The organism is Streptomyces sp. NPDC096152, from assembly GCF_044763235.1.
Classification (GTDB): Bacteria; Actinomycetota; Actinomycetes; order Streptomycetales; family Streptomycetaceae; genus Streptomyces.
This window is the reverse complement of sequence record NZ_JBIWFW010000005.1, coordinates 520,131-531,113: the sequence shown is the minus strand read 5'-3', so window position 1 is coordinate 531,113 and position 10,983 is coordinate 520,131. Positions and strand designations below refer to the sequence as shown.

General features: G+C 74.1%; 9 protein-coding genes. 2 read left to right on the top strand and 7 right to left on the bottom strand.

Annotation, left to right across the window (positions count from 1 at the left end):
• Together ACIQ9G_RS20085 and ACIQ9G_RS20080 are read left to right on the top strand one after the other, a co-directional pair.
• On the top strand, positions 1 to 822 hold the full coding sequence (locus ACIQ9G_RS20085; RefSeq protein WP_403611081.1) for a YceI family protein: 822 nt from the start codon (positions 1 to 3) through the stop codon (positions 820 to 822).
• A gap of 133 nt (positions 823 to 955) precedes the next feature.
• Positions 956 to 1,429 carry a PPOX class F420-dependent oxidoreductase gene (locus tag ACIQ9G_RS20080; protein ID WP_403611078.1) on the top strand — a complete coding sequence of 158 codons (474 nt, stop codon included), beginning with the start codon at positions 956 to 958 and terminating at the stop codon, positions 1,427 to 1,429.
• Positions 1,430 to 1,600: 171 nt separating this feature from the next.
• Here ACIQ9G_RS20080 and ACIQ9G_RS20075 read toward each other — a convergent pair whose 3' ends face one another.
• From ACIQ9G_RS20075 to ACIQ9G_RS20045, 7 genes are all read right to left on the bottom strand, one after another.
• Positions 1,601 to 2,404 (bottom strand): TetR/AcrR family transcriptional regulator, encoded by an 804-nt coding sequence (locus ACIQ9G_RS20075; protein ID WP_403611075.1) that lies wholly within the window; start codon positions 2,402 to 2,404, stop codon positions 1,601 to 1,603.
• Positions 2,405 to 2,656: 252 nt separating this feature from the next.
• Positions 2,657 to 4,984 (bottom strand): glycosyltransferase family 39 protein, encoded by a 2,328-nt coding sequence (locus tag ACIQ9G_RS20070; RefSeq protein ID WP_403611073.1) that lies wholly within the window; start codon positions 4,982 to 4,984, stop codon positions 2,657 to 2,659.
• Positions 4,974 to 6,425 carry a glycosyltransferase gene (locus ACIQ9G_RS20065; RefSeq protein ID WP_403611071.1) on the bottom strand — a complete coding sequence of 484 codons (1,452 nt, stop codon included), beginning with the start codon at positions 6,423 to 6,425 and terminating at the stop codon, positions 4,974 to 4,976. The genes ACIQ9G_RS20070 and ACIQ9G_RS20065 overlap by 11 nt, the downstream gene beginning before the upstream one ends.
• A gap of 14 nt (positions 6,426 to 6,439) precedes the next feature.
• Entirely contained in the window at positions 6,440 to 8,086 is a 1,647-nt protein-coding gene (locus tag ACIQ9G_RS20060) for a sensor histidine kinase (RefSeq protein WP_403611068.1), read from the bottom strand.
• On the bottom strand, positions 8,083 to 8,823 hold the full coding sequence (locus tag ACIQ9G_RS20055; RefSeq protein WP_403611065.1) for a response regulator transcription factor: 741 nt from the start codon (positions 8,821 to 8,823) through the stop codon (positions 8,083 to 8,085). The genes ACIQ9G_RS20060 and ACIQ9G_RS20055 overlap by 4 nt, the downstream gene beginning before the upstream one ends.
• Positions 8,824 to 8,991: 168 nt before the next feature.
• Positions 8,992 to 9,918: an amidohydrolase family protein gene (locus ACIQ9G_RS20050; RefSeq protein WP_403611062.1), complete on the bottom strand. Its 927-nt coding sequence runs from the start codon at positions 9,916 to 9,918 to the stop codon at positions 8,992 to 8,994.
• Between the two features lie 91 nt (positions 9,919 to 10,009).
• Entirely contained in the window at positions 10,010 to 10,882 is an 873-nt protein-coding gene (locus tag ACIQ9G_RS20045) for a DUF2797 domain-containing protein (RefSeq protein ID WP_403611059.1), read from the bottom strand.
• Positions 10,883 to 10,983 lie beyond the last annotated feature (101 nt).

Below are 10,983 nucleotides of genomic sequence, written 5' to 3'. Positions count from 1 at the left end.
ATGGGACTGACCGCGAGGATCCGCACCCGGGACGGATGGGCCGTGTCGCACGCGGTCGTCACGGTGACCGACATGACGGGCACGCAGGTGCTGCGCGCCGAGGCCGACCAGGAGGGCGCCGTCCGGGACGCGACCGCTCTGGCGCCGGGGGCGTACACGGTCATCGTCACAGCGGTCGGGTACGCGCCCGCCGCCGCGAGCGCGCTCGTCACCGCCAGTGGCCGGGCCGAGATCGGCACGGTCACGCTGGCCCGGCAGGGCGGCACCGAGCTGCCGCCGCCCGGACCGTGGACCGTCGACCCGGCGCACTCCTCGGTGGCCGCGGTCGCCCAGCACCTGGGCATCTCCAGCGTGCGCGGCCGGTTCACGGACTTCGCGGCCACCCTCGAGATCGCCCCGGACGACGTCACCAAGTCCCGCGTGGAGGCGGTCATCCGCGCGGCCTCCATCGACACCGGCAACGGGATGCGCGACGGGCACCTGAAGTCCGCCGACTTCCTGGACGTCGAGAAGCACCCGGAGATCACCTACCGTTCGACCGGCGTCACGGCGGCCGGCTCGGACCGCTGGACCGTCCACGGCGAGCTGGGCATGCACGGCGTCGTCCGCCCGGTCGACCTGGACCTGGCCTACCTCGGCACCGGCGCCGACCCCTGGGGCGGCACCCGGGCCGCCTTCCGCGCGACGGCCGAACTGCACCGCGAGGACTTCGCCATGAACTACAACCAGGTCCTCCAGGCGGGCATCGCGGCCATCGGCACGACGCTGAGGGTGGAGCTCGACATCCAGGCCGTGCAGGGCGAGTCGCTGCCGGCCGTCTGAGGCGCGCCTGCCCGCGCGCCTGCCCGGCGGAGACACCGCGCCGCGCCGTGGGACCGGGCCGGGCGGGTGGTAGGCACGGCAGGGTCACCCTCGTCGGCCCCTCCACCCGCCCTCCCGCCCCTAGGCTGCGGGCATGGCACCGAACATCGCGACCAACACCCGTGTCTCCCTCGACGAACTGCTGGACTTCGTACGCCCCCGGCACCACGCCCTGCTGCTGACCCGGCGGGCCGACGGCGGCCCGCAGGCCTCGCCGCTGACCTGCGGGGTGGACGGCTCGGGGCGGATCGTGATCTCCACGTACCCGGAGCGCGCCAAGACGCGCAACGCCCGGCGGGACGCGCGGGTGAGCATCGTCGTGCTCAGCGACGACTGGAACGGGCCCTGGGTGCAGATCGACGGGACCGCCGAGGTGATCGACACGCCGGACTCCGTGGAACCGCTGGTGGAGTACTACCGGAACATCGCCGGGGAGCACCCCGACTGGGACGAGTACCGCCAGGCCATGGTCAAGCAGGGCAAGTCGATCATCCGGGTCACACCGGAGCGCTGGGGGCCGGTGGCCACCGGCGGCTTCCCGGCGCGGCTGGTCGAGGAGGAAGGCTAGAGCCTCGCCGGAGCGCTGGGCCCGGTGGCCACCGGCGGCTTCCCGGCGAGGAGGAAGGCTGGAGCCCCCCTCTCGGATCCTGCCGGGGCGCGGATCCAGCCAGGGTCGCGGATCCTGCCGGCGTCGCGGGGCCGGGCGGACAAGGCGGCCGGGCGGACGGGACGCCGGCGGCTAGCCGGACGAGGGGGGCCGGGGCGCCCGATCCGCCGTCGCCCGGCGGACCATCGTCTCGATGCCCGCCACCAGCAGGTCCAGGGCGAAGGTGAAGTCGCGGTCCAGCATCTCCTGGACCGTGTCGCCGCCCCGGGCCGCCATCAGGCTCGCGGACTCCGCCAGGACCTCGGCGGCGTCCGGGACCCGCGTCGCGGCGCTCATGGCGTAACGGAAGTAGTCGTCGGGGGCCATCCCGGCGTCGGCGCAGCGGGCGACGAAGTGGCCCTCGATCGTCCCGTACCCGTACACGAACCGGAAGACGGCCGAGATCGCCCCGGTCAGCGTGTGCTCGGGCAGCCCGGTACGGCGGATGACGCGCTGGACCGTGCCGGAGAAGGCGAGCGCGTGGGGGCCGATGTTGAGAAAGGTCCCGGCGAGCGGTGACAGCCACGGGTGGCGCACCAGCAGCGACCGGTACTCGACGGCGAGCCCGCGCAGTTGGTCGCGCCAGTCCTCGCCGGCCTCCGCGTCGGGCAGCCGCAGTTCGCCGAAGGCGGCGTCCAGAGCGAGTTCGAGCAGGTCGTCCTTGGTGTCCACGTACCAGTACAGGGACATCGCCGTGACGTCCAACTCGGCGGCGAGGCGGCGCATGGAGAACCCCGTCAGCCCCTCGGCGTCCAGCAGGCGGACCGTGGTCGCGGTGATCCGCTCCCGGTCCAGTCCGGAGGGCTGCCCGCCCCCGCGCCCGCCGCCGCGTGTCTTGCCCTCCAGCCAGACGCTGGTCCGGGGCGCGCCCTTGGCCCTCGGGGCTGCCTTCGCCATGGCGCACCTTCCTCAGCCTCTCACCGCCGCTCCGCGGGGCACCCACCTGGGCCGCCACCCTCTCCGAGTCTGCCCGCTCCGCCCCGCGCGGCAACAACACCGCCACCGGCCGGGCGTGGTGCGCGCCGGTCCCGTACGGCGGAAAGGGCGGGGACCCGAGGCGTACGTGCCCCGGGCCACCGCCCGTCTCCCGCGCGGCTTCCGCGTGTCTCCCGCCGGCCTCCCGCGCGGATCGTCAGCCGTCGTGGATCGTCAGCCGCCGCCGGTCGTGCGCTGGGTGAGGTCGTAGAAGGTGGCCGAACCGGCCGTGACCTTCTCGAAGTTCTTCTCGACCCAGGAGGTGATCCGCGCGGAGGTCCCGTCGCCGTCGCCGCCCATGCCACCGCCCATGGCGCCGCCCGCGATGAAGTAGTGGATCCTTCCCGCGGCCACGTACTTCTGGAACTGCGCGAGCGTCGGAGACGGGTCGGTGCCGTTGAAGCCGCCGATCGCCATCACCGGGTCGCCGGTGGCGAGCTGGTAACTGGCCGCGTTCTGCGAACCGATGGAGGCGGCGGCCCAGGTGTAGCGGGAGGCGTCCTGCTCCAGCAGCTTCCTGGCCGCGGAGCCGACCCGCGCCCCGTTCAGCAGGCCGCCGGCGCCGCCGCCCGTACGGCCCCCCTCGCCCAGCGGCCCGCCCCCGGGGAAGCCGTTGCCGTTCTGGCCCTGGCCCTGGCCCTGGTTCCGGCCCGGCACACCTCCGCCGGGGAAACCTCCGGGGCCGCCGCCCGGGAAGCCGTTGCCGTTCTGGCCCCGACCCTGCCCCTGGCCCTGCGCGGTGCCGTTCCCGTTGCCGTTCTGCTGGTTCCGGCCGGGCATCCCCCCACCGGGGAAACCACCGGGGCCGCCCCCACGCCCACCGAAGCCCATCGTGCTCGCGCCCGCGGGCCCGGCCGTCGGGATGGAACCGGTGTGCGCGGAGTTCACCGTGCTCAGCGTGTACGCGGTCGGACCGGCCAGCGAGGTCACGATGCCCGCGGCCACCGCGGCGAGCGCGAGCCGCCGGCCCAGCCGGGCAGCGAAGATCAGGCCGAGCGCGGCGGTCAGGCCGCCGACCAGGACCAGCCACTTCAGCCAGGGCAGGTAGCCGGGCGTGCGGTTGAGCAGGACATAGCCCCAGGCCGCGGTCGCCGTGACGGCGGCCGCGAGGGTGAGCGACGCCCACGGCCGGGAGCGCTCCTCCCACAGCGTCGTCGCACCCATGCCGACCACGGCGGCGATACAGGGGGCGAGGGCGACCGTGTAGTACTGGTGGAAGATCCCCGCCATGTAGCTGAAGACGACGGCGGTGACCAGCAGCGAGCCGCCCCAGGCCAGGAAGGAACCCCGGGCCAGGTCGGTCCGCCGTGTCCTGAGGGTCAGGACCAGTCCCGCGACCAGCAGGATCAGCGCGGCCGGGAGCAGCCAGGAGATCTGGCTGCCGATCTCGGAGCCGAACATCCGGTCCCAGCCGGTCTCCCCCCAGCGCCCGAGGCCGTTGCCCCGGCCGCCGCCACCACCGCCGCCGACGCTGCCGGTCTCGTCGCCGTTGATGCGGCCGAGGCCGTTGTAGCCGAAGGTCAGCTCCAGGAAGCTGTTGTTCTGCGAACCGCCGATGTACGGCCGCGACGAGGCCGGCCACAGCTCGACGACCGCGACCCACCAGCCGCCGGAGACCACCAGGGCGGCCGTCGCCAGCCCCAGCTGTGCCAGCCGCTTCCTCAGCCCCACCGGCGCGCAGACGCCGTACACGAGGGCCAGCGGGGGCAGGATCAGGAAGGCCTGCAGGGTCTTGGTCAGGAAGGCGAAGCCGACCGCGACACCCGCCCACACCAGCCACCTGGTACGGCCGTCCTCCAGGCCCCGGATCACGAAGAACACGGTGAGCGCCATCAGCAGCGCCAGCAGCGCGTCCGGGTTGTTGAACCGGAACATCAGCGCCGCGACGGGGGTGAGCGCCAGCACCGCGCCCGCGATCAGCCCCGCCGCGGGGCGGAACCGGCGGCGCACCGCCGCGTACACCACGACGACCGCGAGGACGCCCATGAGGACCTCGGGGACGAGGATCGCCCACGAGTCGAGGCCGAAGAGCCGGACGGACAGCGCCATCGGCCAGAGCGCGGCCGGGGGCTTGTCGACGGTGATGGCGTTGCCCGCGTCCAGCGAGCCGAAGAACATCGCCTTCCACGACGTACTGCCCGCCTGGACGGCCGCCGAGTAGAAGGAGTTGGCGTAGCCGGAGGCGCTCAGGTTCCAGAGGTAGAGCAGGGCGGTCGCGAGCAGCAGCGCGAGAAACGCTGGGCGCGCCCAGCGCGGGTCCTCGGGACGGCCGCGCCACAGCCGGCGCCCGAAGGGCTGCCGCGGCTCCCGGGCCGAGGGGGAGGCAGCCGAGCCGGAGCCCGACGACGGAGCGTGCGGTGAGGGGGAGTCCGTCGCGGAGGAGACCGTCGACACGGTGGCCGGGTCGGTCGGCGGGGGATTCGGGGGAGCGGCCGTGGGCGGCCCCCAGGAGGACGGGCCCGTGCCGCCCTGCCCGCTCGGACGGTCGTGGTCAGTGGTCATCGCGGGTCCCTCGGGTCGTGTCGTACGGACGCACCGGCTGCGGTGGCGTGGTCGCGTCGCGCCAGGCGCGGTCCGCGACGTCACCGGCGCGGAGGCGGTGGAGGTCGAGGTCGGTGCCGAAAACGGTGTCGTGATCGGGGACGTGGTCGGGGTGGGCCACCGGGCGCCGGGGGTGCGAGGCGGCCGTCCGGGCGCCCTGATCGCGCTGCTCGGGGAACACCCAGGCGCGGAAGAGCAGGAACCGCAGCACCGTCGCCGCGAGGTTGGCCGCCACCAGGACCGAGAGCTCGGTGGAGTGCGCCGGACTGCTGCTCGCCGCGTTCAGGGCGGCCAACGAGCCGCTGGTCAGCGCGAGACCGATGCCGAAGACGACGAGTCCCTGCGCCTGATGGCGGACGGCGCCGCCGCGGCCGCGCACCCCGAAGGTCAGCCGCCGGTTGGCGGCGGTGTTGGCGACCGCCGAGACGAGCAGGGCGAGCGCGTTGGCGGTCTGCGAGCCGGCGAACTGCCGGAAGACGCTGTAGAGGAGCAGGTAGAACAGGGTGGACAGCCCGCCGACGACGCAGAAGCCGACGAGCTGGCGGGCCAGTCCCCCGGGCACGTCGGTCAGGTCGCGGTCGCGCGGGTCGTCGCCGAAGGGGCGGGTGAGCCGGTCCAGCGGCAGCGAGCCGGTGGCCAGGGCCCTGCCCACCCGCCACACCCCCTTGAGGTCGTCCGTGGCCGTCCGCACGAGGTGCACCGTCGAGTCGGGGTCGTCGACCCAGTCGACGGGCACCTCGTGGATGCGCAGCCCGGCCCGCTCGGCGAGCACCAGCATCTCGGTGTCGAAGAACCAGCCGGTGTCCTCCACCAGCGGCAGCAGCGCCTGCGCCACGTCACGCCGGATGGCCTTGAAGCCGCACTGCGCGTCGGAGAAGCGGGCCTGCAGCGAGCCGCGCAGGATCAGGTTGTACGAGCGGGAGATGAACTCCCGCTTGGCGCCCCGCACCACGCGCGAACTGCGCGCCAGCCGGGAGCCGATCGCCAGGTCGGAGTGGCCGGAGATCAGCGGCGCCACCAGCGGCAGCAGCGCGTTGAGGTCGGTGGACAGGTCGACGTCCATGTACGCGAGGACCGGCGCGTCCGAGGCCGCCCAGACGGTCCGCAGCGCCCGGCCGCGGCCCTTCTGCTCCAGCCGGACGGACCTGACCTCGGCGATCTCCGCCGCCAGCCGCGCCGCCACCCGTGGGGTGGTGTCCGTGGACGCGTTGTCCGCGACCGTGATGCGGAACGCGTAGGGGAAGGTGTGCGTGAGGTGTTCGTGCAGTCCGCGCACACAGGGCAGGAGGTCCTTCTCCTCGTTGTAGACGGGGATCACTACGTCCAGGACAGGCGTACCGGCGTCTGTGGCCGGGAGGTGCTTCCGCGCCGGCAGGGTGCCGGGAGAAGAGTCGGTTCGCATGGGACCGACTCTTCTCAAGTGCCCTGTCCCACCCGTGTGGTGACGCTGTGCCGTGCCTGTGAGTGCGCTCGCCGGACGGCCACCGGGTGCGGGGCGACCGTGAGCGCGGGCAGCCGCACGGTGAACACGGTCCGCCCGGGAAGGCTGTCGACGGTCACGGCCCCGCCGTGCGCGGCCGCCACCGCCCGCACGATGGCCAGGCCCAGACCGGTCGAGCCGGTGGCGCGGGAGCGCGCCGAGTCGCCGCGCGCGAACCGTTCGAAGACGTGCGGCAGCAGCTCGGCCGGGATGCCCGGCCCGTCGTCCTCTACGTCGGCGCACAGCCACGTCCCTTGCCGGCGCACCCGGGCGGTGACGGTGGTGCCCGGCGGTGTGTGGGTGCGCGCGTTCGCCAGCAGGTTGACGAGGACCTGTTGCAGCCGGGCCGCGTCCGCCGAGACCAGGGCCGGCTCGTCGGGCAGGTCGAGCCGCCAGTCGTGGTCCCGGCCGGCCGCGCGGGCGTCACTGACGGTGTCCACGACGAGCGGGACCAGGTCGGTCTGCTCGAACTGGAGCGGCCGGCCCGCGTCCAGGCGGGCGAGCAGCAGCAGGTCCTCGACGAGCAGCGTCATGCGCCCGGCCTCGGACTCGATCCGGCCCAGCGCGTGCCGGGTGTCGGGGCCGACCCGCTCGCGTCCGCGCCGGGTCAGCTCGGCGTACCCGCGGATGGAGGCGAGCGGGGTCCGCAGCTCGTGACTGGCGTCCGCGACGAACTGCCGTACCCGCGTCTCGCTCCGCTGGCGGGCGTGCAGGGCGCCGTGGATGTGGTCGAGCATCCGGTTGAGGGCCGCGCCGACCTGGCCGACCTCGGTGTGCGGGTCGGTCTGGGGCTCGGGCACGCGCTCGCTGAGGTTCACCTCGCCGGTGTGCAGCGGCAGTTCGGAGACACGGGTGGCGGTGGCGGCGATCCGGCGCAGCGGGCGGAGCGCGACCCCGACGATGGCGGCCCCGGCGAGCGAGGCGGCGATCAGCCCGGCGGCGGTGACGCTGATCTCTACCAGGACGAGGGTGGTGAGGGTGGCGGTGACGTCCGCCGTCGGCAGGGCGACGTAGTACGCGTCGCCGCCGTCCGGGCCGGTGAGGTACTCGACGCGGTACTCCTCCAGGCCGGGAAGGTCCACGGAGTGCGCGTCGCCGTCCCTGGGCACCGAGGCCAGGGCCGCCTTCTGCGCCGCGCTGAGGGTGGCGGCGTCCATCTTCTTGAAGGAGCCGTTGTCGTCGTTCTTCTGCCGGGCGACGGCCGCGCTGACGATGGTGCCGTCGTGCACGAGGGCGGCGACGGTCCGGGGCTGTGTCGGACCCAGGATGAGCAGGTCCTTCACCCTGTCGCCCGGCGACACGGCGATGTCGTCCGGACCGCCGGCCGGGTTCCGCAGCAGGGCGGAGCCCGGGGCGGCCGAGCGGTGCAGCATGTGGCCGCCCACCGCGCGCATACCGGTCTCGTGCACCTTGCCGTCCAACTGGTCGTACAGGTGGGACCGGAGCGCCAGGGTCGTCACCGTGCCGATCACGGCGCACACCACGGCGATCAGGGTCACCGCGGAGACGACGAGCCGGGTCCGCAGGGTGCGCGGCCGTCCCGCTCGCCGCTTCCGCGGACGCGGCCGTCGCAGGCCACTCACGTGACGGCGGGCTTGATCAGGTATCCGGCGCCGCGCCGGGTGTGGATCATCGGCTCCCGGCCCGCGTCGATCTTCCGCCGCAGATACGAGATGTACAGCTCGACCACGTTGGCCTGGCCGCCGAAGTCGTACGACCACACCCGGTCCAGGATCTGCGCCTTGCTCAGCACCCGCCGCGGGTTGCGCATCAGGAAGCGCAGCAGCTCGAACTCCGTCGCCGTCAGGTGGATGTGCTCCCCGGCCCGCGCCACCTCGTGGCTGTCCTCGTCGAGGGTGAGGTCGCCGACGACCAGCACGGAGTCGGAGCGGCGGTCGGCCGCGCCCGACCGCCGGATGAGCCCGCGCAGCCGGGCGACGACCTCCTCCAGGCTGAACGGCTTGGTGACGTAGTCGTCCCCGCCGGCGGTGAGCCCGGCGATGCGGTCCTCCACCGCGTCCTTGGCCGTGAGGAAGAGGACGGGCACGTCGGGCAGCTCGCGGCGCAGCCGCCCGAGGACGGCGAGACCGTCCATGTCGGGCAGCATCATGTCGAGGACGACGGCGTCGGGCCGGAAGTCGCGCGCGGCCTGGACGGCGCCCTGCCCGTCGCCCGCGCTGCGGATCTGCCAGCCCTCGTAGCGCAGGGCCATCGACAGCAGTTCGGTGATCGACAGCTCGTCGTCCACCACGAGCACCCGGACGGGGCTCCCGTCCGGCCTCAGCAGTTCGGTGCGCCCCCGGGGCGAGATCGTGGTCATGGTGGACACCCTGTCGGGGGCCTCTGAGAGCACGCTTTCACGTGTCTGTGATTTCCCTGAGAAGCGCACAGGCGCCGCTCGGGGAACTCCTGGGAACCGCCTGCCCGACGGGGCTGCCCCGGCTGCCTGGGCTGGGCCGGGCCGGCCGGGCCGGCCGGGCTGCCTGGGTTACCGTCCCGGTGCCCGGCGGGCTCGGGGCAGCCCGAAGAGCCGCGCCCCGTTGTCGTGGCACACCGCCCGCAGCCAGGCGTCGCCGAGGCCGAGACGCTCCAGGGCGTGCAGCTGATGGACGTACGGATAGGGGATGTTGGGGAAGTCCGAGCCGAGCAGGACCCGGTCGCCGAGGCCGGCCAGCCGGGTCAGGGCGCGCCGGGGGAAGGGGGCTAGCTTCTCGCTGAAGTCGGTGAACGCCATCGTGGTGTCCAGCCGCACCTCGCCGTAGCGCTCGGCGAGGTCGAGGAAGTCCTCGTACTCCGGCATCCCGCAGTGCGCGACCACCAGTCGCAGCCGGGGGTGCCGGGCGAGCACCCGCCCGATCGGCTCCGGCCCGGTGTGCTTGCCGGGGGCGGGCCCCGAACCGCAGTGGACGACGACGGGGACACCGGCGTCGGCGAGCAATCCCCATGCGGTGTCGAGGAGTTCGTCGGCGGGGTCGTACGCCCCCACCTGGACGTGTGCCTTGAACACCCGGGCGCCCGCCTCGACGGCCTCCCGGACGTACCTCTCGACGCCCGGCTCCGGGAAGAGGGTCGAGGTGTGCAGGCAGTCGGGTGTGCGGCGGGCGAAGTCGACCGCCCAGCCGTTCAGCCACCGGGCCATGCCCGGCTTGTGCGGGTAGAGCATCGCGGTGAAGGCGCGGACGCCGAACTCGCGCAGCCGGGCCAGGCGTTGGTGCTCCTCCTCGCGGTAGGCGATGGGCCACTCGACACCACCGGTGAGGGGGCCGAGCCCGTCGAAGTAGTCCCAGACCTTGCGCAGCACCCGCTCGGGCATGAAGTGCGTGTGCACGTCGACGAGTCCCGGCAGCCCGAGCCGCTCCCAGAACGCCCGCACCTCGGCGGCGTGCCCGGCCCGTGCCATGCGTTGATCACTCATGCCGCCCACGATGAGGCCAGGCGCCGCACGACGTCCAGCCTCCCGGGCACGGGAGGCCGTCCTCGGCACACGCCGCGCCCCCGGTGCCGCCTCAGAACAACCCGTCCTGCACGCCGGGCGGCTCCCTGAACTCCCTTACCGGCACGGTGAGTCCTCCGCCGGAAGCCGGCCCGAGCGCCCACCCGGTCATCAGCCGGGTGTCCAGCACCACGGTCCCCGCCTCCGTCGCCAGGTGCAGATCCGGTCCTGCGGCGGCGACCAGCTCACCGCTCACCACGCCCCCGGCGACGAGCTCGCGCACCTCGCCGACGGCGGCGGGCAGTCCCGGCAGGCCGAAGGCGGCGGCGTGATCGACGGGCCGGAACGGCTCCCACTCCAGCGACTCCGGCCAGCCGCCGAGCGCCACGGCCCGGCCGTGCAGGTCCGCCACTTCGGCCGCGCGCTCCGCCGCCGTCGCGGGCAGCGCGGACCGTACGGCACGCTTCTCGGCGTACGGAATGCGGTCCGGGACGCCGAGCGCGGCGCGCAGCAGCTCCTCGGTGCGGCGCGCGGCCATCAACGGCCCGGCGCCGAGCCAGGTGAAGCAGACCGCGCCCTGCTCCAACAGCCGCGCCGGTCCCCGCTCCAGCGCGGTGATCCCGACCTTGACCAGGCCGGGCCCGAACCAGGCCAAATACACGTGGTACGGGCGCGGGTCGTCCGCGATCGTGTCGGCGGCCACGGAGTGCGCCCGGTCCAGCCGCGCGCACTCCTCGCACCGCGCGCCGGTACTCCTCCCCGGTACGGCCGCCCGCGCCGGACACGCGTGCCCCCGCGCCCCCACGCAGGTCCGCACTCCCCCTTCCACGGCCTCGAAGGCCACCCGCTTCCCCCACGACAGCGCACTCGTGCGCCCGCCGTGCCACGCCAGCACGGGACCGCCCGCCGCCCACCGCAGCCCCGCACACTCCCACGCCCGTGCCATCGCTCCCACGGTAGAGGCACCCACTGACAAGCGCTGACGTCAGAGGCCCCGCCGGACCGGCGGGGCCTCTGATCCGTGGGCGCTCGGCAGAGTCGAACCTC